The organism is Paraburkholderia lacunae (genome assembly GCF_003353175.1).
Classification (GTDB): domain Bacteria; phylum Pseudomonadota; class Gammaproteobacteria; order Burkholderiales; family Burkholderiaceae; genus Paraburkholderia; species Paraburkholderia lacunae.
This window is the reverse complement of the sequence record NZ_QHKS01000009.1, coordinates 188358-213995: the sequence shown is the minus strand read 5'-3', so window position 1 is coordinate 213995 and position 25638 is coordinate 188358. Positions and strand designations below refer to the sequence as shown.

General features: G+C 60.9%; 21 protein-coding genes and 1 tRNA gene. 13 read left to right on the top strand and 9 right to left on the bottom strand.

The genetic code is table 11. From position 1 onward, the window contains the following. Nucleotides 1–28: 28 nt before the first annotated feature. Together DLM46_RS16060 and DLM46_RS16055 are read right to left on the bottom strand one after the other, a co-directional pair. Complete coding sequence (locus DLM46_RS16060; protein WP_115101725.1) at nt 29–379, bottom strand: hypothetical protein; 351 nt, start codon at nt 377–379, stop codon at nt 29–31. A gap of 172 nt (nt 380–551) precedes the next feature. Then, nucleotides 552–1601, bottom strand: coding sequence for an oxidoreductase (locus tag DLM46_RS16055; RefSeq protein ID WP_115101724.1), 1050 nt, complete (start codon nt 1599–1601; stop codon nt 552–554). 346 nt (nt 1602–1947) lie between these two features. Between DLM46_RS16055 and DLM46_RS16050 the strand changes: the two genes are divergently transcribed. Together DLM46_RS16050 and DLM46_RS16045 are read left to right on the top strand one after the other, a co-directional pair. After that, the gene (locus tag DLM46_RS16050) at nt 1948–4038 is read left to right on the top strand and encodes a UvrD-helicase domain-containing protein (RefSeq protein WP_115101723.1); all 2091 of its coding nucleotides are present in this window, start codon (nt 1948–1950) and stop codon (nt 4036–4038) included. Between the two features lie 120 nt (nt 4039–4158). Continuing rightward, nucleotides 4159–4764 (top strand): hypothetical protein, encoded by a 606-nt coding sequence (locus tag DLM46_RS16045; RefSeq protein ID WP_115101722.1) that lies wholly within the window; start codon nt 4159–4161, stop codon nt 4762–4764. Between the two features lie 83 nt (nt 4765–4847). On the opposite strand, the gene DLM46_RS16040 is transcribed toward DLM46_RS16045, so the two are convergent. After that, entirely contained in the window at nt 4848–5750 is a 903-nt protein-coding gene (locus tag DLM46_RS16040; RefSeq protein ID WP_115101721.1) for a c-type cytochrome, read from the bottom strand. Nucleotides 5751–6046: 296 nt separating this feature from the next. On the opposite strand from DLM46_RS16040, the gene DLM46_RS16035 reads away from it, so the two are divergent. Together DLM46_RS16035 and DLM46_RS16030 are read left to right on the top strand one after the other, a co-directional pair. Then, a tRNA-Arg gene (locus DLM46_RS16035) sits at nt 6047–6122 on the top strand. Between the two features lie 336 nt (nt 6123–6458). After that, on the top strand, nt 6459–6773 hold the full coding sequence (locus DLM46_RS16030) for a hypothetical protein (RefSeq protein ID WP_244306238.1): 315 nt from the start codon (nt 6459–6461) through the stop codon (nt 6771–6773). A gap of 170 nt (nt 6774–6943) precedes the next feature. On the opposite strand, the gene tssE is transcribed toward DLM46_RS16030, so the two are convergent. The 6 genes from tssE to tssK all read right to left on the bottom strand — a co-directional run bounded on the left by tssE (nt 6944) and on the right by tssK (nt 14733). Beyond that, nucleotides 6944–7378 carry a type VI secretion system baseplate subunit TssE gene (tssE, locus tag DLM46_RS16025; protein WP_115101720.1) on the bottom strand — a complete coding sequence of 145 codons (435 nt, stop codon included), beginning with the start codon at nt 7376–7378 and terminating at the stop codon, nt 6944–6946. 8 nt (nt 7379–7386) lie between these two features. Beyond that, the gene (gene tssH, locus DLM46_RS16020) at nt 7387–10173 is read right to left on the bottom strand and encodes a type VI secretion system ATPase TssH (protein WP_115101719.1); all 2787 of its coding nucleotides are present in this window, start codon (nt 10171–10173) and stop codon (nt 7387–7389) included. Between the two features lie 149 nt (nt 10174–10322). Further along, complete coding sequence (locus tag DLM46_RS16015; RefSeq protein ID WP_115101814.1) at nt 10323–10808, bottom strand: Hcp family type VI secretion system effector; 486 nt, start codon at nt 10806–10808, stop codon at nt 10323–10325. 78 nt (nt 10809–10886) lie between these two features. Further along, entirely contained in the window at nt 10887–12668 is a 1782-nt protein-coding gene (locus DLM46_RS16010; protein WP_244306236.1) for an OmpA family protein, read from the bottom strand. Continuing rightward, nucleotides 12668–13387, bottom strand: a complete 720-nt coding sequence (locus tag DLM46_RS16005; RefSeq protein WP_115101718.1) for a DotU family type IV/VI secretion system protein — start codon at nt 13385–13387, stop codon at nt 12668–12670. The genes DLM46_RS16010 and DLM46_RS16005 overlap by 1 nt, the downstream gene beginning before the upstream one ends. Beyond that, a complete protein-coding gene (tssK, locus tag DLM46_RS16000) occupies nt 13384–14733 on the bottom strand; it encodes a type VI secretion system baseplate subunit TssK (protein ID WP_115101717.1) in 1350 nt (449 codons plus the stop codon). The genes DLM46_RS16005 and tssK overlap by 4 nt, the downstream gene beginning before the upstream one ends. A gap of 570 nt (nt 14734–15303) precedes the next feature. On the opposite strand from tssK, the gene tssB reads away from it, so the two are divergent. From tssB to DLM46_RS40325, 9 genes are all read left to right on the top strand, one after another. Continuing rightward, nucleotides 15304–15816, top strand: coding sequence for a type VI secretion system contractile sheath small subunit (gene tssB / locus DLM46_RS15995; protein WP_115101716.1), 513 nt, complete (start codon nt 15304–15306; stop codon nt 15814–15816). Between the two features lie 73 nt (nt 15817–15889). Then, complete coding sequence (tssC, locus tag DLM46_RS15990; RefSeq protein ID WP_115101715.1) at nt 15890–17425, top strand: type VI secretion system contractile sheath large subunit; 1536 nt, start codon at nt 15890–15892, stop codon at nt 17423–17425. A 109-nt stretch (nt 17426–17534) separates the two neighbouring features. Further along, on the top strand, nt 17535–19877 hold the full coding sequence (locus DLM46_RS15985) for a type VI secretion system Vgr family protein (protein ID WP_244306235.1): 2343 nt from the start codon (nt 17535–17537) through the stop codon (nt 19875–19877). Nucleotides 19878–19885: 8 nt separating this feature from the next. Next, nucleotides 19886–22402, top strand: a complete 2517-nt coding sequence (locus DLM46_RS15980; RefSeq protein WP_115101714.1) for a glycoside hydrolase family 19 protein — start codon at nt 19886–19888, stop codon at nt 22400–22402. Then, a complete protein-coding gene (locus DLM46_RS39075; protein WP_133300348.1) occupies nt 22399–22899 on the top strand; it encodes a hypothetical protein in 501 nt (166 codons plus the stop codon). The genes DLM46_RS15980 and DLM46_RS39075 overlap by 4 nt, the downstream gene beginning before the upstream one ends. Before the next feature lie 87 nt (nt 22900–22986). Beyond that, nucleotides 22987–23631: a hypothetical protein gene (locus tag DLM46_RS39070; RefSeq protein WP_133300347.1), complete on the top strand. Its 645-nt coding sequence runs from the start codon at nt 22987–22989 to the stop codon at nt 23629–23631. A 74-nt stretch (nt 23632–23705) separates the two neighbouring features. Then, on the top strand, nt 23706–24119 hold the full coding sequence (locus DLM46_RS15970; RefSeq protein WP_133300346.1) for a hypothetical protein: 414 nt from the start codon (nt 23706–23708) through the stop codon (nt 24117–24119). Between the two features lie 27 nt (nt 24120–24146). Further along, the gene (locus DLM46_RS15965; RefSeq protein WP_115101711.1) at nt 24147–24692 is read left to right on the top strand and encodes a hypothetical protein; all 546 of its coding nucleotides are present in this window, start codon (nt 24147–24149) and stop codon (nt 24690–24692) included. After that, complete coding sequence (locus DLM46_RS40325) at nt 24677–25561, top strand: PAAR domain-containing protein (RefSeq protein ID WP_244306233.1); 885 nt, start codon at nt 24677–24679, stop codon at nt 25559–25561. Before DLM46_RS15965 ends, DLM46_RS40325 begins: the two co-directional genes overlap by 16 nt. Nucleotides 25562–25638 lie beyond the last annotated feature (77 nt).

The window sequence follows — 25638 nt, the reverse complement described above, 5'->3', positions numbered from 1 at the left end:
TTGTTCAGATGCCTGACCTGTTGCGCGATTATTCGCCGATGGCGTGGGCTGCGTTGTCCAGTTCCTGATTCAGCACGCGTTGTTCGTCGCCGGAGATGCCGCCGCCGTGCTGTGCTGCCATGTCGTGGGCTTCCTGACGGATCACGTCCAGCCGATGATGCAGCGCGGCACCTTGCGGGGGCGGGTAGTAGCCCTCGTTCACGCGGGCGTCGATGCGGCGGCCAAGGTTATCGATGCGGCCGTCGACCTGATGGAGACGTTGGTCCGCGATCTGCTGCGGATTCGGGCGCGGCGCGGGCGCGGGTTGTGGCGCCACCACGCAGGCGGCCAGCGAGGTGAGCAATGCGCATGCGGCTAGTGCGCGGATGGAACGATGCATGGATTCTCCCGAGTTTGTTTTGTTGCTTGGGATAGGAACGGTTTCGCCTTGCCGGGCGCTGACCGCCCGGGTGGTTTTTTTGTAACGGGATATTCCTTTCTGGATTGTCAGTTCTGATTTGTTGGGCGGGGGCATTTGTCCGCCTGCCCCCGCGCCGCGGGTTTTTTCTTTCTTACCGAATACGCTCAAACGGCAACCGAACCCCTTCATCCGAACTCCGGGCAGCAAGCTCGACAACCGTCATGACATCGACAGCATCCTGCGCGCTAACAGGAAACTTCACGCCGTTCTGAATGGCATCAGCGAGAGCAATATAAAACCCGACATAGTTCCCGTTGCGAGTGGGGACCTCGCGTTCAACCTCTTGCGAGCCTTCAAGCACACGCAATACGCCCGCCGTATTGCCGGCGCCAAACCCCTCATTCCCCGGCCGCAAGCCGGCCTTCAACTGATCTTCCTGCGTATCGAGCCCGTATTTCACGTAGCTGCCGCGCGTGCCGTGAATCGCAAACCTGGGCGCGACCAGCGCCGTCAGCGCGCTTGCATGCAACACGACCTCGAACGCGCCATAGCCCAGCTGGATATGCACATAATCCGGCGCGCCGGCCTGATCGCGATGCGTGCGGACCGTTGCCGACACCGTCGCTGGCGCGCCGAACAACGCCAGCGCCTGGTCGATCAGATGCGGCCCGAGATCGAACAGCAAACCGCCGCCTCGGGAAGCTTCCTCGCGCCAGCGTTGCCGAATCTCCGGCCGGAAGCGGTCGAAATGCGATTCATATTGCGTGACGCGGCCCAACTCGCCGCTGGCGAGCAGATCGCGAACGGTCAGAAAATCGCCGTCCCAGCGACGGTTGTGAAAAGGCACGAATAGCCGGCTACGGGCGAGCGCGATGTTGGCGAGCGTGTGGGCGTCGGCGGCGGTGAGCGTGACCGGCTTGTCGACCACCACGTGCTTGCCCGCTTCGAGCGTGCGGCGAGCGAGGTCGAAGTGCGTGTCATTGGGCGTGGCGATCACGACGCAGTCGATTTCATCGAGCGCAAGTAGCGCGTCGAGATCAGCGACTACCTTCGCGTGCGGATAGTCGGCCAGCGCGTGCTCGGGTTGGCTGGTCGCGATCGCGGCGACGCTCGCCCGCCCGCAGTGCTCGATCACCGGCGCGTGGAAGGTCGCGCCGGCAAAACCGTAACCCATCAATCCAATCTTCAACGATGCGGACATGCGTGTCTTCCTGCAAAAACGGCGCGCCGCTTTGCCACCGCGGCGACGGCGCGCAACGACGTAATTGTGGCATGTCCTGAAGACGGACTGTCTGCGTCGTCGCGGGCGTCTGTCGGGGAGATCTGTCGTCGCGGTTGTTAAGGCAGCCACGGCGGGCTTCCGTGGGTCTTCCGTGGGTCTTCCGTGTTAACATCGCTCCTCTCGCGCGGATCGCGGCGCGCCGGAACGCCCTTCGCACCACGAGAGGCGCCCGTTCCAGCCGCCCGCCCCGTGCAGCATGCCCCCGGGCCTTCGGTCCAGCGACCCGCACCCAAGCGCCCTCAACCGCATTACCCATCCACAGACGATGTCAGCAGGCCTGAACCCCGCTCAAAATGAAGCGGTCCGTTATCTCGACGGTCCGTGTCTCGTGCTCGCCGGTGCAGGCAGCGGCAAGACGCGCGTGATCACGCAGAAAATCGCGCACCTGATCGAAGCCAAAGGCTTCGAGCCGCGCCACATCGCCGCCGTCACGTTCACGAACAAGGCCGCGGCGGAAATGCGCGAGCGCGTCGGCAAGCTGCTCGAAGGCAAGACGCTCACCACGCCCGGCAAGGAAGGCCGCAAAGTGCCCGTCAACCAGTTGACGGTCTGCACCTTCCACTCGCTCGGCGTGCAGATCCTGCGTCAGGAGGCCGAACACGTCGGCCTGAAGCCGCAGTTCTCGATCATGGATTCGGACGACTGCTTCGGCATGATTCAGGAACAGGTCGGTTCGACGGACAAGGGTTTCATTCGCAAGATCCAGTCGATCATCTCACTGTGGAAAAACGGCCTGATCATGCCCGAAGAGGCCATCGCGATCGCCGCGAACGAGGACGAACACCAGGCCGCGATCGTCTATCGCAACTACGTGGCGACGCTGCACGCGTATCAGGCGGTCGATTTCGACGACCTGATCCGCCTGCCCGCCGAACTCTTCGCGAAGAACGAGCAGGTGCGCGACCGCTGGCAGAACAAGCTGCGCTATCTGCTGATCGACGAGTATCAGGACACCAATGCCTGCCAGTACGAGTTGCTGAAGCTGCTGGCCGGTCCGCGCGCGGCGTTCACGGCGGTGGGCGACGACGACCAGGCGATCTACGGCTGGCGCGGCGCGACGCTCGAGAACCTCGCGCAGCTCGGCAAGGATTTCCCGAAGCTGCATCTTGTGAAGCTGGAGCAGAACTACCGTTCGACGGTGCGCATTCTGACCGCCGCCAACAATGTGATAGCGAACAACCCGAAGTTGTTCGAGAAGAAGCTGTGGTCCGAACACGGCATGGGCGACTCGATCACCGTCACGCCGTGCAACGACGAAGAGCACGAAGCGGAATCCGTGGTGTTCCGCCTGTCCGCGCACAAGTTCGAGCGGCGCGCGAATTTCCGCGACTACGCGATCCTGTATCGCGGCAATTTTCAGGCGCGCATCTTCGAGCAGGTGCTGCGGCGCGAACGGATTCCGTATGTGCTGTCCGGTGGGCAGTCGTTCTTCGACAAAGCCGAGATCAAGGATATTTGCGCCTATCTGCGCCTGATTGCCAACGCGAACGACGACCCTGCCTTCATCCGCGCGATCACCACGCCGCGCCGCGGCGTCGGCAATACGACGCTCGAGGCGCTCGGCTCGTTCGCCGGCCAGGCCAAGGTGTCGCTGTTCGAGGCGGTGTACATGGGCGGCATCGAGGCGCGGCTGTCGCCGCGTCAGATCGAGCCGATGCGCGTTTTCTGCGATTTCATGCAGCGTCTCACCGATCGCGCCGAGAAGGATGCCGCGGGCACCTTGCTCGACGAACTGATGGACGCGATCCACTACGAAGCCTATCTGTACGACGCATTCGACGAACGTCAGGCGCAGGCCAAGTGGCAGAACGTGCTCGAGTTCATCGAATGGCTCAAGCGCAGGGGCACCAAGGCTGAGCCCGACCTTGCCAACGGCGGAGAAGCAACCGGCTACGACAACGCCGACGGCCTCGCCGACACCGGCAAGAATCTGCTCGGCCTGATCCAGACGGTCGCGCTGATGTCGATGCTCGAAGGCAAGGAAGAAGATCCGGACGCGGTGCGACTCTCGACGGTGCACGCATCGAAGGGGCTGGAGTATCCGCACGTGTTTCTGGTGGGCGTCGAGGAAGGCATCATGCCGCACCGCGGCGGCGCCGACGACGAACCGATCGACGACGCGCGCATCGAGGAAGAGCGCCGCCTGATGTACGTCGCGATCACGCGGGCGCAGCGCAGCCTGCATCTGAACTGGTGCAAGAAGCGCAAGCGGGCGCGCGAAACGGTGGTGTGCGAGCCGTCGCGCTTCATCCCCGAAATGCTGCTCGACGATGCGCCGCCGCCGACTCCCGAGGAAGCGCCGATGTCGCCGAAAGACCGGCTCGCGAGTTTGAAGGCGCTCTTGCAGAAACCCTGAACGCGGACGCGATCGCGCGTTGGCAAGACCCCGCGCGCGGCAGGTGCATCGGCGGATTTGAAGGGCGCCGGCGCTACAGTGGCACGGCTCGATAACTGGACGTTACCCGGAGACCGTTGCATGACCACGCCGCCCCTCGCGCACTATCGCCGCGCGCTCGAAACCTACATCGACGCGAAGGACAACACGCGCGCCGAACGCATCACCGAGGCCTTTGCGCTGGACGCGGTGCTGACCATTTCGTTGGCGACGTCGAATATCGCGTTTCCGGCGCGCACTGTCGGAACCGATGCGATCGCGAAAACGCTCGTGAGCGACTTTGGCGCTCAGTATGCGCAGTGCCGCACTTATTACGTGTGCGACTCGCTGACCATCAATGACCGCACGATCGACGCTTTGCCGTGGCTGGTGGTGATGCGCGAACCCGCGACCGGCGCCTTGCGCGTCGGCCACGGCGTGTACCGGTGGACGTTCGACGAAGCCGCTAGCGTCACGGGTTTTCACATCCACATCGCCCGCATGGACGTCGTGCCCGATGCGGACGGTGCCTTGCTCGCGACGTTGCAAAAGGGCTTGAGCTATCCGTGGCTCGCGCCGGCTGACTTGCACGAGCATCTCACGTCGCTCGCGCGAAGTACGCCGGCGCTGACCTTCGTCGAGGCGTTCAGCCGGCCGGCGATGGTTGTTGTTGTACCTGACGACGCGCATACCGGCAACGGCGCGTAAAACGAATCACGCGTAAAAAATCCCTGCCCGTGTAGCCGCGGTGCAGGGATTTTTCGTTTTGCCGGAAACGGCGGAGAAGCGGGTTACTTCGCCGCGCTGACCATGTAATCGACAGCGGCTTTGACGTCCGCATCGGATGCAGTGGAGCCGCCTTTCGCCGGCATCGCGCCCTTGCCGTGCAGCGCGTAGTTGTAGACGGTGTCCATCGGCTCTTTCAGACGTGCCGCCCAGGCATCCTTGTCGCCGAATTTCGGTGCGTTCAGCACGCCTGCCGCGTGACACGCCTGGCAAACCTGCTGATACAGCGCCTTGCCGGCTTGCGATGCATCCGCGCTTTGCGTGGTGCCGGCTGCCGGCGCGGCTGCTTGCGGCACGCTTGCCATCGCTGCCAGGGCGGCAGCGGCTTGGGCGGCGCCGGTATCCGACGCACCCGCCGTCGCGGCGGCGGCGCCCGACGCTGCGGCCGCGCCCGAAGCCGCAGCTGCGCTCTGAGCCGGTTCAGGGAAGCTCGCGCCGGAGTTGTTGGCCATGTAAGCCACCGCGCGGGCGACTTCGAAGTCGCTGTAGTCGTCAGGGCTGGTGCCGCCGCGCGCGGGCATCGCGCCCTTGCCGGTCAGCGCCGTATGCAGGAGCGTGTCGAAGCCTTGCGCGATGCGCGGCGCCCAGTCGGCGGTATTGGTGAATTTCGGCGCGCCTGCCGTGCCCGACGCGTGACACGCGGAGCAAACGGCCTTGTAGACTTCTTCGCCCGATTTGTAGACGCGCGGCGCATTGGCGTCACGAATGTCGACCTGCGCCAACGGCTTGATGCGGGCGCTGACCGCGGCTTCGGAGAGACTGTCTGTGCCGGCGCCGGTACGAGTCGAAACATCGACGTAGGCCGCCAGCAGAACGATGATAAAGATCGGGACAGCAAACCCCGCAATGATCGCGGCGACGAGCTGCTTGGGGGTTTTGATCGGGGCTCCGTGTGGTGCTTCGCTCATGCTTGTCTCGTCTCCGTGGGTATGTGAGCGGTACAGCGTGACGGCAACTTCTTGTTCTTGAATTAGCCAGGGACGATTATAGACGCAACGTTTCTGCGGCGGCGAGCGGCGCGGCGAGGTGTTCAGCAGGCGTTTACCCGCATCGTGGGGCGCGCCTTGCGGCGCTCGGGTGGCGGTTTTGACGCGCCAAATATCGCCATACGGGCCGCCCGGTGGACGGTTTGACCGAAACCGGGTATCCTTCCGGTCTCGCTTTGGCGCGGCTCCCGTTCGGGTTGCCGCGCTTTCGTGTTGAAGCGCCCGTAGCTCAATGGATAGAGTACTGCCCTCCGAAGGCAGGGGTTGCTGGTTCGATCCCAGCCGGGCGCGCCAATAGCCACAAGGCTTTCAGCGGTTTCTCTGTGTGGCGTTTCGCCACTGATGTCGTAAACGACATCAGTGGGTAGCACGAACAGCTGCAAAAAGTCCCGTCTTAGACTTTCCCCTCCATTTGTCCGCAACTCGGATGACTTGGCAGCATGAGGCGCTCCGGCTCTCGACCTCGCGCAATCATCACCCCTGTCGCAGCGTGTGCTTTTCGCTGGGCTCGCTCCGCGTTTTGGCGCCTTCCCAAGGATTTGACTTTTCCACGCATGCGCTCGATTACCAGCCTGCGCGCGGGGTACCATCGCATCGCAAACCGACGCAGGGGGTGCAAGGATTCTCAGATTGCAGATCACCCACGTACTGGGCGTCGGCGGCGGCGCGTGGAGTGGACCCAAGGCTACGGCGGTGTCGGCGGATCTGATTGAAGACGGCAAGGTCACCCGTCACACCAGGATTAACCGCTGGTCGGTCGGCGGCGTGTGGGGCGCGTTCAAGGGGACCTGTTCGATCCTTGATCGCACGACCATTGTGATTAGCAAGGACCTGAGCCGTTGGGTGCGCGACTCGTCCTATGAGATCAAGGAAGAGGCGCCGCCTAAAGAGGCTTCCGCACCGACGGCTCAAACCGATCCGGCAAATTCGGCGAAGGCCGAATAATCCTGCGTCCAGCAGCGGGCGCAGACGGCGTTGAAATCAGGCGTGGACTCGTGGAACCCTTCGCTTTCAGACGGACCGTTTGCCGAGTCATCCCGTAGACACGCGCAAGCTCGGATACCGATGAGCCTTGCGCGAGCCGCTAGCTAATCCGGCTGAAAATCTCCCGCGCATCACGAATGGGTGTCCTTCGCCGACACCCGCCGCTCGACCCGCATGCGGTCCGGCGGCTCGAAATATGTCCCGAACCGCACGAGTCCCGCCTTCTTCAGGTGGCAGATCATCACGTAGCTGACCTTCAGGCCCGGATCCGGCACTTCGTCCAGATCGATGTCGATCGCCCGGATCCGTGGCTCGTAGGCGAGCAGTGCGGTTTCCATCTGCTGCTTGAGCAGTTGGGCGGATGCCGGCAGCGCCTGGTAGATGTTCGTGAGATCGAGCAATCCGTAGTCGGGCAGGTGCTTGAGCGAACCCGCGCGCGTGTTGAGAATGCGCCTGATGTTTTCCTGGACGCTGAGGATTTCGAGTGTCTTGTCGTCGTAGGCATCGAGCGACACACCACCAATGTGTCCTAGCAGCATGTCATAGAGCGAAGGACCTGTCGGCATACCTTTCCTCAGTTGGCGGTGCAGTCGGTTGCGACGGTTTCTGCCTCGGCATGGTCGACGAAATCGATCGTCAGATTGCCACCGGCCGACGCCCCGAAGGAAGTCCCCTTGCGGGGCGCCGCGAAGGAAGTCCCCTTGGGGGACGTCGAGAGCCGGATCCCGACCGGCATTTCACCGGACGCCATCCGTGCAAGCAGTTCGCGCGAGACGGCTGGAAGGATGCGCTGATTCAGAAATGCGTCGACGTTGCGTGCGCCGGACTCGCGGGCGAGGCATAGCTGCGCGAGTGAGCCGGTCAATGCGTCGTCGCAGGTAAGGGTGATGTCATATTGACGACGCAGCCGTTCGGCGATTTTCGCGACCTTCAGCCGCACGATCGACGCGAGCGCATCAGCGTTGAGCGGCCGGTAGACGAGCGTCTGGAACCGGGCAAGCAGCGCCGGCTGGAAGTGTGCAACGAGCGCCGGATGAATCGCCTCGAGCAGTTCGCCTTGCGAGATCGCCGGATTCTCTGCGGTGGCCTCGTCGATCTGCACGCTCCCGAGATTGGACGTCATCAGGATCACACAGTTGCGGAAATCGATCTCGCGTCCCTCGCTGTCACGCATGGTGCCGCGATCGAAGACCTGATAGAAAATGTCGAGCACGTCCCGATGCGCTTTCTCGACTTCATCGAGCAACACGACGCTGTATGGCCGCTGACGTACCGCCTCGGTCAGCACTCCGCCGCGGCCGTATCCGACGTAGCCCGGAGGCGCCCCTTTAAGCAGGGATACCGTGTGCGATTCCTGGTATTCCGACATGTTGATCGTGGTTAGTGCTGCCTCGCCGCCGAACAGCAGGTCCGCCAGTGCGAGCGCCGTCTCCGTCTTGCCAACGCCGGACGGGCCAGCCAGCAGGAAGACGCCGAGCGGTGCGTGCTCGTTCCTGAGGCCCGCCTTTGCCGTGCGCAGGCTTTCGGCGAGCGCACTGAGCGCATCATCCTGCGCGACGACACGCGCGCCGAGGTCCTGCTCGATCGCCAGCAGACTCCGGAGTTCGTCGTCGACCAGATTGCCGACCGGCACACCGGTCCACTCGGCCACCACGCGCGCAATGGCCTGTGCGTTGACGTCGGCAAAAATGAGCGGCGCCTTGCCCTGCGCGTCCATCAGCGCGCGCTGCGCAGCCGCGAGCGCATTGCCGGCGTCACCCGTGTCCCGGTGGGCTTCGCGCTGCGCATGCAGCGCGTTGACCAGTTCGAGTTCGCGCTCATACCTTGTCTGGAGACTGTCGTGCTCGGTCTTTGCGTCGAGCAGCGCGCCCGCCAAGGCGTCGAGACGCGCCTGCAGACCCTCGACACCCGCCTCTACGTCGGCATCGAGCGCGGCAAGCTCCGTTTCCAGCGCGGCCACCGATGCGCGTGCGCGCTGCAACTCGGAGGGAGGTGATTCAAGCCCAATACGCACGCGTGCAGCGGCCGTATCGATCAGATCCACGGCCTTGTCCGGCAGCTGTCGCGCCGGAATGTAGCGCCGCGACAGCCTCACGGCCGCAACGATCGCCTCGTCACGGATATGCGCGTTGTGGTATTTCGCATAGCGGCTCGCCAGACCGCGCAGCATCAGGCACGCGGCGGCATCGTCCGGCTCGTCGACCTTGATAAGCTGGAAGCGCCGCTCGAGTGCGGCGTCACGCTCAAAATATTCCTTGTATTCGGACCAGGTCGTCGCGGCAATGGTGCGCAACTCGCCACGCGCGAGCGCGGGCTTGAGCAGGTTCGCCGCATCGGCGCCGCCGGCGGCGTTGCCTGTGCCGATCAGCGTGTGCGCCTCGTCGATGAAAAGCAGGATCGGTACGGGCGATGCCTGTACCTCGTCAATCACGTTCTTCAGGCGCTGCTCGAATTCGCCCTTCACTCCAGCTCCTGCCTGCAACAGACCGAGGTCGAGCGTGAGGATGCGCACGTCGCGGATCACATTCGGCACGCTGCCTTCGGCGACTCGCAGCGCGAGCCCTTCGACGAGCGCGGTCTTGCCCACGCCGGGTTCGCCCACGAGGATCGGGTTGTTCTTGCGCCGCCGGGCGAGCACGTCGACCATTTGCTGGATTTCACGATTGCGGCCGAGCACGGGGTCGATCCCGCCACGCCGCGCCTTTTCCGTCAGGTCGATGGCAAACCGGGCGAGCGGGTCGCCGTTCGTGGAGCGCGTAACCGGGTGCGGCGCTGCAGGGCGCCGGTTCTCAGCATCGGTCGATTGCACCTCGCCGTTGGGCGAGGGCGACGCTTCGTTCCGCGGGGTTATGTCGTTTGCCGTCGGTGCCGCGCCGCGTTGCAGCGCTCCTTCGATCGAGTGTCGATCCAGTTCGGACAGCAACCGCTGGATCTGGGTCGCACTGACGGACAACAGCGGCCAGGCGTTCGTCGCTCGCAGCAGGTGCGGTGCATCCGCAATCGCCTGCAGCAGGTTTGCCGAGCGGATCGGTTGCGCAGAATCACCTGACGACGCGTACAGCCAGGCGCTTTCCAGCACGCTAGCGAGCGAACGGGACAGGGACGGCTTGCCGCGCAGCTCGCGAGGCACGCGGTCAATCGCCTCGAGCAGCGCATTCCACACGGCATCGATATCGATTTCGTAGCGGCGTAGGAGCGCCGGAATGTCGCCGTCACCGGCCTCGATGAACTTCAGCAGCCAGTGCTCAACGGTGATCTCGCCCGCGAGGCGTGCGTGACAGAGATTTGCGGCCGCTTCGAGCGCATTTGCGCAGTGCGGATTGAGCTTGCGAAGCAGGTGAGTGGTGTCGCGTATCGTCATGTGGCTACCCGGTCATGCGGCGCGGCAGCGCTATGGTCTGCCACTAACAAAAAGCGCCAGCCAGCAGAGAGTCGACTGGCGAAAAGAAGGCCGGCACACATCGGACGCCGGGATCCGATGGGCCAGTGCCGGCTTCCGGGCACGCGGTTTTACGAGCGCTCGTTCCAGCTGTCGGCGTGGATGATGTTGCCGTCCTTGTACGACCAGGTGATTTTCTCGTAGCGCAGTTCGATGTCTTCGAGGTGGTTGTGCTTCTCGTATGCCGGGTTCTTGATATCGAGCATCTTCGGCGTCACGCCGACGATCTTGACGTTGTCCAGCTTCGTGTTGAAGTACTCCTTCTCCTTGCCCGCATCGTCGATCTTGTACCACCTTATCTCGACGGACTTGAGCGTCTGGCCGCTCGTCACCGCCTTGTAGAGGTACGGCGTGGACGCATCGGTTTCCTTTGTTAGCGTAATCGGCTTGTGCATGCGCGTTCCGGTCAGCTTGCCCGAGTTCGCATCGGTCGGGATGTTCACGCTATGGTCGAACGCGACGAGTTCGACGCTGCCCTCGCGACCCTGCACCGTGACCGAACCTTTGACGTCGGCGCCACCGTCGTCCTTGATCCACATGTATGCGGGAATTGCCATCTTCTTCACTCCTTCACAGGTACTGCGACAATCGCCCGGAGCGTGCCCCCGAGCCTTGAGATCCTGAAGCATCGTGCTTCAGGGGCGTAAAGCGTTGCGTGTTTCCTGGTTATCGAGCGTGTCCCACGCCCCAAGGGCGCTTCCTTCGGGGCGCACGGGGACTTCCTTCGGGGCGTCCGGCACGAGCGTGATTTCGACGCGCCGGTTCCTTGCGCGGCCGGCAGCTGTATCGTTGTCCGCGATCGGTCGCGTGTCGCCGTAGCCCTGAATCGCAAACTGCGTGGTGGCAATGCCCGAGGCCTCGACGAGCCAATCCCGTACTGCCCCCGCGCGTGCGACCGACAGCTTCAGATTGCTGTCTGGATTGCCCACGATGTCCGTGTAGCCCGCCACGAGTACCCGCTTGTCGGGGTGTGCCTTGATCATCTCGAGCGCACTAACCATAGCGCGGGTGGATCCCGGCTTGAGCTGGGCGCGGCCGCTATCGAAAAGGGACATGCTGTCGAGCGTCACGACCGTCGGCGGAGGAGGTGGTGCCTGATACGAGGCGATCGCATCGTTGAGCGCGGGCATCAGTGCCTCAGCGCGATACATCCCGAATGACAGACGCATCGGCACGCCGGTACGCGAGAAGCGCTCAATCTGGTCGCGGTCGGCCACGAGTGCCTGCAACGCATCGCGTCGCGCGCTGTCGTGATCAGCCGGAATCGTGGCAAACCTGCCGAGATCGGCGCCGATGTGCGCGAGCAGCACCTGGTTGTTCCTGGCCGACCCCCACATTGCCAGCGCGCCCGCGCAGGCGAGCAGGGCGATGATGTGTGCAAGTGCCGCCATACGGGGCGAAACCCACAGTCGGCGGGGCATCGCTTCGATCAACGGCTGAGGCAACGGCCATGGGGCAGGGGAAGCGGCCATCGCCGGTGGAACGATCGCGGTTTGGATCTCGACGTCGCGCGCCCACGGTGTCCCCGGACCACTGGCCGGGCCGCAATCGATCCAGCCTGCCCCGAAAAGCGCCCATGGCGCCGCCGGGTGCCGCGGGTCGTTGAGGGCTCCAATCGCCACACGCTGCGTCCAGCCAACAACCGAGGCGAGGCCTGCGGCGCGGGCGGCAGCGGGCGCGGCAAGACCGGGATCTCCGTGTGCCTGCTGGACTTCCGCTTCGGCAGCCCGTATCGGCACGTCGAACCGTTGGGCTCCCGTGAGCCGCGTGGCCGACGACACGCCGTACCATTTCGGGGCGCTCTGCGTTGCCTGGGCGGCGGTCAGCCGCTGATAAACGGCGACATAGCCCGGTAGCCGGGCGCCGAGCATGCGTGACGCATCGCCCACGGCCTGACGCACGACGCTCAACATCTGCGTCAACGCCTCTTCGCTGGCATGCAACGCGGGCGTGATCGCCAGCACGATGCCATCAGGCGCGCGTCCGTCACGCCACTGTTTCACGGCCACCGCGAGCCGTGGCAGATCCTGCGCCCGGTCAACCCGCAACCAGATCGCACCATCGCCAACGTGGGCGAACTGCTCCTCGCCATCATGATTCGCGTCGCGATTGAAAAGTTGCGCCAGCGCGTCGCCCACTACCATCACGAGCGGCATCCGCGTGCGCAGGCTCACCGGAAGGTCGGCGGCGGTCGTTCCGAGCGCTGTCAGCACATGCGCGCTTTGCTCACGGGTACGCGCGAGCTGGTGGCTGCGCAGGGCGACCAGGAGGATCGCGAAAATGGCGACGGCGACCGCCGTAGTCCACGCGAGGCCACGGCCGACCGGCAGGACAAGAAAGAGCACCGCGATTGCGAGCGTGGCCGCGAAGACCGTCATCGTGCGGAAAGGGTAGCAGCCGAGGCGCAGGTCAAACATCACGGCTTGTGTGGCAACTGAGATGGCAGCGGCGATGGCATCAGATGCGCGAGCTGCAGGTCGAGCGCCTGGCGCCAGACCAGGTAGACGAGCGCGGCGGCCACACAACCGAGTCCCGCGATCGCCCACGGCGAGAGCCGGTAGAACCAGTTCGCCGGACGTCTGCCGCTGCCATCGACGATAAATGTACGCGTCGCAGCGGGGCGCAGCTCTTCCAGTTGGGCGTCGAGGGAAGCCATCAGCGCCACACGCTGCGCCTCGCCTTCGCGTACATAGCGACCCATGAAGCCCAGCCCGAGGATCGCGGCATAGCCTTCGAGCAGATCCGCGTTGGGCACAGACTCGCGCATGCGCTCCGTGAGACGTTCAAACACACGCTCACCGGCGTCGTGTTTGCCGAAGCGCTCGACCTGCAAGGGCTGCGTGTCCCACTGGGGCCTGTCGTCCATCGGCAGTGCCCGCAACACTGCCTCGTCGAGCAGCCCGCACTGCGCATAGAGCGCATCTTCCTTCACGTCCGCGGCCACGCCGCGCTGTTCGAGCGCAGCAGAAAATCCGGACATCAACTGCTGGCAACACTGGCGCAACACCGTCACGGATTCCGTCTTGCCACCCTGTGAGAGGGTCGTCACGAGGAGCGCGGTGTCGCGCAGCAGGTCGCGAATGCCGGCGCCGAGGAGGCGATTGCCGGCCGGCTGGTGGTCCACGAAAGATGTCATGATCGCAGCACCGCATAGAGTTCGAGCGAGGCCTCCGGCACCGTCGTCGGCAGGTAGATCTGGCAGGCTCGCGCCGCGAGCATTCTCGCGTGTGCCGGATCGTTCGCATCGAGCGCAAAGTAATGATTGTCCAGGCGCACCGGAATGGTCGCGGGTACCCGTTGCACCGCCTTGAGCGGAATGCCGGCGAGCGCGGAATTGACAATGTGTTCGACGTCGTCGGGCGCGCCAATCTTGCACAGTCGTGGCAACTGCTCGACCAGTTCGAAAGGTGTGAGCGCGGCATTGACAGACAGGTAATAGTCGGCGCCAGAGCGTAGCCGCTCGTCGAGGAACTGGCCCGTCCACGTTGTCGGACTCTTGCGTGTGAGGCCGATCGCCACGACACGCGACGGAATGATCGCATCGAGCAGATCACGGATCAGGGTCTCAAGCTTCCTGAAAATCTCGTCCGCGCGTGCATGGTCGTAGGCAGGGATGTCCGCGAGCTGTGCGCCGGTTGAGAAGGTCATCAGCACGCTGACCAACTGCGCGAGCGTCGAATAGAGGCGCTCCGGCGGCTGGTTCGGATGCGTGGCGAAGAATCGCAGTTGCGGCCAGTACGTGTGAATGGAGTGCAGCAGCCAGAAGAGCGACACGTCCGCCACGCCATATTCCGCGACGTCGTCGATGCGCTCGCTCTTGCGCGCACCCAGCGCCGCGCTTTTCGCCTGCAGGATGTCGGCGAGACGCTTCACCCGTTCGATGTGCAGGGGGTGGCCCGCTAGCGTCAGACACGGCGGCACATAGCGCGGGTCCACCTCGAACTGGCCGCTTGCGCCGCGCGTGAGCCGCGCAATCGCACAGACGGTGTCATCCGCATGGGGCTCGAAGTCGAACAGCAGCCGCACCGCGTGGCGTTCAGCGGCGATCTCAACTTCTGAGGTGCCGTTCAGATCCGTGACCTTCACAAATTCGCGATAGGAGCGGCGCGGGCGCGCGAGCGACGTTTCATCGAAGCGGCAATTGCTGCCCGTCGCATTCAGGAGCGGCAACGCGGCCAGCACCACGACACTCTGAACATCACCGGGCACGCTCTGCGCGAGATCACGCGCGGGAGGTAGTGAATCGGCCACCGTGGTATCGATCGGCGTGCCATCGGGAAAGCGCAGCTGAAGATGCGAAACCTTCAGACGACCTGTGAGCAGCGCTTCTTCGTCGAGCCTGACGCCGAGTGAGCCCCATCCTTCCGCGATCGCGGCCGAGGCGAACTGACGGTACGCGAAACCGATCCACCGCTCCTGCTGCTGCAGGTGATGTTGCCTGAGATTCTCGCCCTCGTGCCAGAGTGGTTTGTCGATCCGCATAGGTGTGTCGTGTGCCGTTGCTTATGGTTGTCGATCGCGGATTCTATACGGGTGTTGCGGTCTTCGTATACTGTTGTCTAATTAATTCGGTATACAAAGTATCGTGTGTGCGGCGAGTTGTCTCATCGATGAGAGAAGCGTCATGAAAAAGCTGTCACAAATCATCGACATCCAATGCGCAATCTCAAAAATTGAGTCGTAAAAATAGGATTATTCTCATTGGCAAGTCTAATGCTGGTGCGGCATTCAGGCCCGTCTTTGCGAAAAGCGAAGCATGATCTTCCATGCAACGTCCATGAGAAGAGGTTCAGAGATTTTCAAAGTTAACAATTGTTCACCTTCTCTGACATTCATAGGTTGCAGACCCTTTGACTTAATGTAGGACTACCGTGTTTAATGCGGGGCGGCGATCAAAGATCGCACAAAGGAGGGCCGCGCTGTGGAGTATCTGGCAACGTCGTCGGAAGATTGGGCCGCATCCGTTTGCCTGACAGCGAGAAAGAGGACGCCGCATCGTATGGGACCGCCTTCGGCGATGCCCCGGGTGATTTCACTTTATTAGGAAAACGAATGGACAGCTTCCAGCGCGAGATTCCGAAAAGTCGCGTCTCAATCACATTGGATCTGCATACGGGCGGTGCCCAGAAGAAGGTCGAATTGCCGCTCAAGCTCCTTGTCGCGGGCGACTTCAGTGCGGGCAAGGAGCAGGCGCCGCTGGCCGAGCGCAAGAAGGTCAATATCGACAAGAACAACTTCGATGCCGTCCTCGCCGACTATCAACCGGAGCTGAAGCTTACGGCGCAGAACACGCTCGCCGGCGATGGTTCGCATCTGCCTGTGAACCTTTCGTTCAGTTCGATGAAGGACTTCGAACCGGAACAGGTGGCACGCCAGATCCCCGAACTGCAGGCGCTGCTCGCGGTGCGCAACCTGCTGCGTGACCTCAAGTCGAACCTGCTCGACAACGGCACCTTTCGCCGCGAGTTCGAGAAGATTCTCAAGGACAGGGGCCTTTCCGATCAGCTGCGAGGTGAACTCGCACAGATCGCGACGGCGGCCACCCAGCCTGAAGGCCATGCCTGAGCGCGTGAAGGCGAAGAGAGCCTTTGCCGCATCCCGAAACCAGGTAGCGTTAGTACCGCAGACAGGACAGCAAATGAACCCCAGTGAAAGCCGTCAGGGCAGCACGGTGCAGACCACCGTGCTGGAAAGCGATAGCGTCTACGCGTCGCTGTGCAGCAAGATCAACCTCAATCCCGTTAGCGAAGCACGTCCGCTCGAAGCGTTCCGCGACAACGACCTGCTTTCCGAGTCATCAGCCGACGAACGGATTGCGCGGGGCATGAGCGCGTTCCTCGACCTCGTCGCCAAGGCCAGCAAGCCGGTCGACCGGCTGGACAAGTCGCTGCTCGATTTCCATATCGGTCAGATCGACCGGCAGATCAGCCGGCAGCTCGACGCGGTGATGCACACGTCGGAATTCCAGGCGCTGGAGGGACGCTGGCGGGGTCTCAAGATGCTCGTGAGCCGTACGGACTTCCGCAAGAACGCGCGCATCGAAGTGCTCGACGTATCGAAGGAGGCGCTTATGCGCGACTTCGAGGACACGCCCGAGATCATCCAGAGCGGACTGTATCGCCTCACCTACATCGAGGAATACGACACGCCGGGCGGCCAACCGATCAGCGCGATGATCAGCGACTACGAGTTCGCCAACTCGCCGCAGGATGTGGGTCTGCTGCGCAACATCTCGAAGGTGGCTGCTGCCGCGCATATGCCGTTCATCGGCTCGGTCGGCCCGGCTTTCTTCGGCAAGCAATCGATGGAAGAGGTCGCCGCGATCCAGGACATCGGCAACTACTTCGATCGCGCGGAGTACATCAAGTGGAAGAGTTTTCGCGAGACCGACGACGCCCGCTATGTTGGTCTGACGATGCCTCGCGTGCTGGGCCGCCTGCCGTACGGCAAGGATACGACGCCGGTCCGCGCATTCAGCTACGAAGAGGCCGTCAAGGGTCCGGACCACGACCGCTACCTGTGGGTCAACGCGTCGTTTGCGTTTGGGGCCAACATGGTGCGCAGCTTCACCAGCAACGGCTGGTGCGTGCAGATCCGCGGCCCGCAAGCAGGTGGCAAGGTTGAAGACCTTCCGGTTCACCTGTACGACCTTGGCACCGGTGCGCAGCCCAAGATTCCGACAGAAGTGCTGATCCCCGAGACGCGCGAATTCGAGTTCGCCAACCTCGGCTTCATCCCGCTGTCGTTCTACAAGAACCACGACTTCGCCTGCTTCTTTTCGGCGAACTCGGCGCAGAAGCCTGCAATCTATGAGACCAGGGAAGCAACGGCGAACAGCCGGATCAATGGGCGTCTGCCGTACATTTTCCTGCTCTCTCGCATTGCGCACTACCTGAAGCTGATCCAGCGCGAGAACATCGGCACGACCAAGGACCGGCGTCTGCTCGAACTGGAGCTGAACAGCTGGATCAAGGGTCTCGTGACAGAGATGAAAGACCCGGGCGACGAGCTGCAGGCGTCGCACCCGCTGCGCGAGGCGAAGGTGACGGTCGAGGACATCGAGGACAACCCGGGGTTCTTCCGCATCAAGCTGTTCATCATCCCGCACTTCCAGGTCGAGGGCATGGACATCGGCCTGTCGCTGGTGTCGCAGATGCCGAAGGCCAAGAGCTGATGAAGTGAATTCCGGGTAGCTCATGTAGCGCGCCGGGGCGTGTGCGGAGAAGGTCGACGCCGCGCCCTGGCTTCGTCATCTGCGACGTCAACGTTCAACGGAGTGATTGATGGGTTCGATGGTTCTACCGTCCCAGGCTTATGAGGTGAAGCTCGCGCCGCATCCGGCGCCGTTCTCGGTGGTGAAGTTTCGCGGGTTTGACAGACTCAGCGAGCTGTACCGGTACGAGATCGAATTCACGAGCCCCGTCGCGGGTATTCCGATGGACAAGGTGCTCGGGCGGCCCGCGAAGTTCATCATCGACCCCATCGACCCGAACATGGACTATCTGCGCAAGATGTTCGGCGAGAACGCGGAGAAGTTCAGCGACAAACCGCCAGCACGCACGATACACGGCATTGTCACGCAGTTCGACGAGTTCGGAACGTCCGCAGACGAGACTCGCTACAAGCTCATGATCGAGCCGCGCACCGCTGATCTCGCACGCGCGGTCACGAGCCGGTTGTTCCAGAAACAGTCAGTGCGGGAAATCATCACGGACACGCTGAAGCACTACGGGTTTCGCGAAGGCGTTGATTTCATGTTCAACCTGCGGGCGAAGTACAAGCGTCACGAATACATCACCCAGTATCACGAGACCACGTTCGCGTTCGTCCAGCGCGTTGCTGCGGAGGAAGGCATCTGGTTTCGCTACGAGCAGAAGAAGGACCGCGAGATCATCGTCTTTGGCGACGATCTGGATGCGTATGCGCGTAACCAGCGCACGGTGCCGTTCCGACGTGACGCGGGGCTGGAGAGCGTCGGCGCCGAAGCTATCAAGTCGCTTGAGCGCCACACTCGGCGAGTGCCCGGGGCAGTCCGCCTGAACGACTATAACCATCGTCAGGCCGGCGTGTCGCTGCTCGTCGAAGAAAACGCGGCGCGCGACGATAAGACGACGAACGCTGTCGATTATCGCTGGGGCGAGCACTACGAGACGCCCGAGGAAGGGCAGCGCATTGCGCGGTTGCGTCATGAGGCCCATCTGTCGAAGCAGATTACCTATGTGGGCAAGGGCAATGCCTTCGCGATCGAGGCGGGCGAGGTGCTGCGTCTCGACCGGAACCCTGCGGACGCGCCGCACGGACTGTTCCTGACGTCGGTGGAATCCGGCGGCGGCCGCAGCGAGGCTTACTGGAACACCTTCACGGCGATTCCGTCCGATCGTGTCTGGCGTACGTCGGTCGACCCGGCCAAACGGCCAGTGATCGACGGCATCCTGCCGGCGCGCGTCACGTCGCCTGGGGACTACAAATACGCCTACCTGACAGGCGAAGGCTGGTACGTGATCAAGCTGCCGTTCGACCTGGACGAATGGAGCCCCGGCGGTACAAGCCGGGCGGTGCGGCTCGCGAAGCCGTACAGCGGCGACAACTACGGCCATCATTTCCCGTTCATCGATGGCACGGAAGTCGCGATCATCCATACCCTGGGCGATCCCAACCGGCCTGTCATTATTGGCGCGATGCACGATAGCCTGCATCCGGACCTGGTCAACAACCTCAATCACACCCGGAACATCATCCGTACCGCGGGCGGCACGGAGTGGCGGATCGAGGACAAGAAAGGTATCGAGCATAGTCGCCTGACGACGCCCTATCAGACCAGCGAGTTGAACCTTGGGCACATGGTCGATGGCGAGCGCAAGGAACGAGGACAAGGTGCGGAGCTACGCACCGATGGACATCTGTCTGCGCGGGCGGCCAAGGGCATCCTGCTCAGCGCCGAGGCGCAGCCCGGCGCTTCCGGTCAGCAACTTGCGATGCAGGACGCGGAAAGCACCTTCGAACAGGCCGAAGAGATCCTGCGCTCGCTCAACAATTCGGCCAATGCAGCAAAGGCCTGGCTGGCCGAAGTAGACCAACAACGCACACTCATCGAGCAGAAGCTCTCGAAACTCCAGAAGCCGGTGATCGTCGCCAGTGCGCCTGAAGGCGTAGGCATTGCGAGTGGCCAGCACATGCAACTGGCCGCGCGCAAACAGATGTTCGTGACGGCAGGAGACGGCCTGGATATTGGTGTTTTCAAACGCATCACTGCCGCTGCGGGCGAAGCGATTTCGCTCTTTGCCGCGCAGCTTGGCATTCGGATATTCGCGGCAAAGGGCAAGGTGCAGGTCCAGGCGCAGGGCGATGCGATGGAACTGATGGCGCTCAAGAACGTTGCAGTCAGCTCGTCCACGGGCGAAGTGATCATTACCGGTTCGAAGGGCATCACGCTGGGTGACGGCGCTGGTGCATACGTGAAGATCGCCAACGGGAAGATCGAGATCGCGAGTCCAAGCGGGCAAATCGAGGTCAAGGGCAACCTGAATACCGCCGACCCGGCGGGTGGCAATTTCACGTTCCCCAACTGGTCCGACGCTCCCCTCAAGGAGGTGAAGGGAGATATGAACTTCGGGTTTTCTGAATAGACGCAATCATGGCAAATACGACACCGCCGAATCCGCCCGGCGCTCCGTTGAAGCAGCCTGGCTTCGCGTTTCCGTTTCGCAGGAAGGGGCAAGGCAATGCGGGCTCATCCGCTGACTTTACCGATGAGCACGATTTCCACAAAGTATTGAGACAGGAACCGTCGGGCTGCTATTCGGTCAGCGGCAAGGGGATGTGGCACGGCGGAATTCATGTTACTGAGGCCGGAGCGGGCCGATCGCTGGACCTGAAAAATGGCGTGCGATGCATTGCCGAGGGCGAAGTAGTGGCCTGGCGCGTCAACCGCGCCTACCCGGTCAGCGAAATTCCTGCCGAGAACGGCAAGCCGGCGATCAGCGCACCGTACAGCACGGGGTTTGCGCTGGTACGCCACTCGATGGAGTTTCCGCGAGGTACCACGCTGACGTTTTTCAGCCTGTACATGCACCTGCAGGATCTCGCAGGCTATGAAAGTGATACGTCACAGCCGAAGCCTGCGTACTGGTCGACACAGTTCAAGGTCACCGGGTTTGCCTGGGACAAGCCTCACGCCGGCCCGAACGGCCAGGTGGCACCCGCCGAACAGCAGGGGTTAAGGATACGGGCGACCAGGCCACACGGCACGATCCTGGGCATCCTGCCGCAGGGGGCGCAGGTCAGCCTGAGCAAGCGTGAAGGGGACTGGGGCCAGCTCAAGGATACGCACGGAGCGCAACTGTTTGCGCCGACGGCGGGCGCGTATGTCAATCCGGATGCGGCGATCAACGGGTGGATCTTTCTGGGCAAGGAAAACGGCGGCCCCGTTGTCGAGGAAATCATGCCGGACTCGTCGCTCGATCGCGTGGTGGTGCCGTCCACACCCGTTCCGATCAAGGCTGGCGAACTGATCGGTCATCTTGGGCGCTATGACTCGTTGAGTCAGCAGACCGCCAGCCGCATGGTCCACATTGAGGTGTTCTGTGACGACAGCATCAAATCGTTTATGGAGCAGGGTCGAACATGGATCAGCAATAACGGGGCGCATCCTGACCGATGGCAGCAATTGGGGCTGCCGAGCGCCCCGACGATCCTGCGCGTCGACAGAAATACCACACTGTATGGACGGGCAGAGCGGCAGGGACAGGACGCGAAGCAAACGGGCGTGATCCTGGTCACTGCGCTTGCGGAGTTGGCGAAGCATCACGAACCGCACGTGGAAAGAGAGCCGGGTCCAGACGGGTACAAGCGGCACTGGTGGCATGTGGACAGTGCCGACGTGCAGGGTAAAGCCATCGATGGCTGGGTGCGGGAAGAAAGCTTTGCGGGCGGGCGAGTGACGCGCGAGTTCGCGCAGAAGTGGGTGGGCTTCCAGATCCTGTGGGACGCGCACGACCCGACGCATACGATGTTTGCAACCACGAAGGCGTTTGTCGACCATGCAAGCGGCGCGGACGTGCCGGAACCGGCAGCGCTCGGCAAACTCAGTCCGCTGATGGCATCAATCTATCGGGCGCTATATCCGACCGGAGATGGCAGCAGGGCTGCGGGCGATCTCTGCGCCGCCGCGGAGGACCCGTGGACTGCCTTGCGCATGTCGAGGTTGATCATCAGGCACGAGAGCGAGTGGGCCAATCCAGACAAGTGGAAGCAACTCATCGCGGAGATCGAAAAGCAGACCGGCCCGCAGGTTCAGCACGAGGCGGAGCAGAGGCGGATCGAAAAGCTCGTCTGGTGGGATGACGTCAAGCCGCACGTGACTGATCTGCCTGGGTCGGACGTCTTTCATATTCATCCGATCGGGTTGGTGGGGAATTTCTGTAAAGGCAAATTTCAGTTTACGTTGGCCATGATGCAGCGGCTTTTTCCGCACGCAGACCGTGACGTGCTGCAAGAGGTTGCCGACGAACTCAATGCCCATCTTGAGGCCTACAAACTTGACACGCCACTTCGAAGAACCCATTTTTTTGCCCAGGTGATGCAGGAAACGGGACCCTCTCTTAGTCGCGAAGAGGGCTTCGTCTGGAAGGCAAGTTCATTGATATCGTCGTTTTCCTATTTCCATCATCATCCCGATCAAGCAAACGGGCACGGCTACCATCAGATAAAGGGAATTAAGGCAGATGGCACTCATATGAGTCAGGCCGACTTCGAAGCCATCGCCAACGGCGCGTATGGCGGACGTACTGAATTGGGTAACGGTGACTACGCGAGCGGGGATGGTTGGCGATATCGAGGGCGTGGCCTAAAGCAGCTTACCGGGCGGGCGAACTATCGAACCTTCTCAAGGTGGCATGCGACTCTTCAAAACGAATGGCCCGGGGAGGTCCTAGATTTTGAAGAAAACCCAGACCTCCTGGTCCAACCGAAATACGCGGTGAGATCTGCTGCGTATTTCTGGGTCGCCCACAATCTTCCTGCAAAGGCAGATAAAGGAGCGTCTGCTCAGCAGGTGAATGCCATTACTGCGATTGTTAACCTAAATGCTGATAGTTATGCAGCACGCGTTAGCAACTTCAATACGATCTACAGCAGAGGAGATTTCAATTGACAGACAACATCCGTCTAACGGTACTCGCGAGGGCAGCTTTTGTCGCGGGACTGATTCTATTTGGTACAAAAGTAGCGTCTGCCGAAGCTACCCTTTGCCAGTCTCATGAGGAGGTGTATTTCAGTTGCCCTACTGACGGGAAGGTGCTGTCAGTCTGCGCGTCAGGAAACATCTCGCCAGATAATGGATACGTTCAATATCGCTTTGGCCGAGTTGGTCGCATCGAACTCGAATATCCAGAAAAACCATATCCACCCCGCAAACTGTTCTCGATTAGTCATATATCGGGCGGGAACTTAAGTTTTACGCACTTTAAATTTAGCTCTAGAGGCTATCACTATGTGCTGTATCAAGGCGATCCAAGTGGGATTTATATAAAGCGCAATGGAAAGGTGGTTTCAAACCGAATCTGCGATCCTGGAACTTATCAGCCGATCAGCCCTCGAGTATTTAGAGGAGTCAAAACTGTGCCACCCATTGACGGTATCGATAACTAGCCGACGCTGAGGCGTGCCCACGCAGCCTTGATTGTCGGATTCGCGTAGAACGCGTTTTTCATGTCATTTCAAAGGATGCGTCAACCTATGTTTTCGGCCTATAAGTGGTTACTAGTTGCTTTAATCGCAAGTTGGTCATCAGTTGGTTTCGCAGAAAACGGAGCAAAAAATGAGGGCCTGGTTGGTGGTTGTGATAGTACGCAAGAATGCGTAGTTTCGATTCACATTCAAGGGGCCGCGCAGCATCGCCTGTGTGAGTCCTCTGATCTTTCGGCTTTATGGATTCGAGGGAGTGAAAAATATCTGATTCAATGTAGGAGTGGAGGCACAGCTGAAGACAACGTTGTGTGGGTTATTGATCTGAGTGCGAAGTTCTTCGGTCGATTGAACTACGGTCGATTCATAATAAAGAGTGCTATTGAGAGAAATCCGAATTTGAAAGTTCCAGACAAATTCAGTTCGCGCGGTCTTTGCGAGCCAATCGACGTGACCAAGCTTAAGACGAGCGACTTCCTGCTGCTCGATAAAAGGCCGACGGATTCGAACGAGGACCCGTACTGTTACGACCCAACGTACTTGGAGGTGGGGGGCGGGAAGCTGACTATCGCCACCAGCCGCGGCCCAGCAACACGTAGCGATTTGGAACATGTGGTGAATTCGGTCTCAGCGTTGGATCGCAAGCGCTTGATGCGTGTGTTAGACACACTGCGACAGTGGCAACTGCGGCAGTGAGCATTTATAAAGTCATGAAAGAACTAGCGGTTGGCACGTGTGGATCGATGTTTGGACTACAAAGGATAGAGATCATGAGGACGCTTAAAACCACGATTGCGCTTGCTTTCATTGCAGTGACTACAATTTGCAACGCGTCGCCAACGAAGACGTCGCTCTCCGGAGAGTGGGATTGGGCAGACGCGCCTGAATCGAGAACGTTTTCGATAGATTTGAAACTGAATGGAAATCAGATTGTCGGCCAATACTGCGCCGTTGCGCAGAGTGGAAACAAAACTGATTGCGATGACGAGAAAAATCCAAATCTCCATGGTGAACTCGATAGAGCCGGTCGGTCGGCAGCTGTCGAGTTCACCTCTTTCTTTGGGGCCAAAAAGGGGAAGGCGGTGTTAAAAATTAGCAAAGGCCGCTTGATCTGGCACGTCACGCAAGATCCCGTTGATGGAGAGTTTTATGCACCCAGAGACGCGGTGATGGATCGTCACTAATTGCTAGGCTATGGGAAAAGCGAGCCAATGAGAACGCATGCTTTAGCAACCGTTGTGCGAGTATTCATTCTGAGTTTGAGCCTCACCTTTTTCTGGTCCGGTATATCTACTGCAGCCGAACGGCAGAGCTACCGCATTCCATTTTTGGGTGGTGGGGCGAGCATAGAGTTCCGTTCGGAGCAGAGCCAGGATGGAGATGGAGTAGGGGCATATATAACAGGTGTTACAGCAACACGCAGTGTTTTCGTTGATTTGTTTGATGCGGAGGGCGGGGTTACTCCGGAAATCAAGAGCGTATTCGTGAATGGAAAAAAGCCGAAGAAACTTTTTATCATAGTGGCCTTGGCTGCTGACCGTCCATCCATAGGAACCGGGGGAAGCATTTATCAGGTGTTTGCCTACGACGAACGGATCGAGAAACGCGGGGTGTTGCCGAGGTTGCGGCAGGATACCGGACTGACCAAACGCTTCGGCGTCGGGTTCGATGGTACGCGCGAAGGACAGTCCGTAACGTACAAATATAAGAATGCATCAGCTGTAAAACGCCAGCTCCTTGAATGGGGCTACAAGTGATTTCATTGAGGCGACGTCAGGCTTATAACCGATGCGAGCTCGCCTGGCTCATTCCAGACCGTTACACGCATTCGATCGGCGAGTATTTCCAATCGGACCTCGGCCGAGCGACCGCTCTTGACCAGCACGTTAATCGTCCTAACAACGTTGTGAAGGACGCAGGACGCGGGCTGAAAGTTTTTTTTCACGCCCATCCTTCAGTGCAGGCGGATCCGTCCACGTGGGGCCAATCGCGACCTGCGTATGAAGGCGATAGCACGAGCCACGGCGGAAAGATCCTCGGCGGTTCGGACGGCATCAGGATTAAGGGACGCCGGGCGGCACGGATCGGCGACATTCACGCGGCGTTGATTGTTGGGCTCGCATGTGTGGCGACGAACGCGCTAGCGAAGGACGTTATGCAGTTAGTGGCCAATGCTTCTGACTCAGCGCAAGAGAAAACGCTCTGCACGGCCGGCGAGGACGTGCACTTTAGCTGTGAGCTAGACGGTGTGCACAAAATCGCGTCTGTCTGTGCAGCAAAAAATGTCTCTCCAGACGATGGTTACGTCCAGTACCGATACGGGACTCAATCAAAGTTGGACTTTAAATATCCATCGACTCTTGTGTCGCCGCGAAACACCATGTCGATTATTGATGTGTCAAGAACAGCACAGGGACTAGGTGCTCATTTGAAATTTAAGAATGGCAACTACCATTACGTGGTTTCAAATGCTTTTATCCCCGGTGAGGTGTACGTCGCGAAAAATGGGAAAATTATATTCGATAAAATTTGCAAAGGAACCGACTACATACCATTCTCTGAAAAGGCCAAAAATGAGGTGCCATGGGGCGCCTTGGAGAAAATCGATGGTTTGGACAATCATTGAATTTGAATCCGATTAAGCTGACGCCGCGATCGCGGACACCGGTAATGTTCGCGCCGTTACGAGAAAAGTTAACGGTG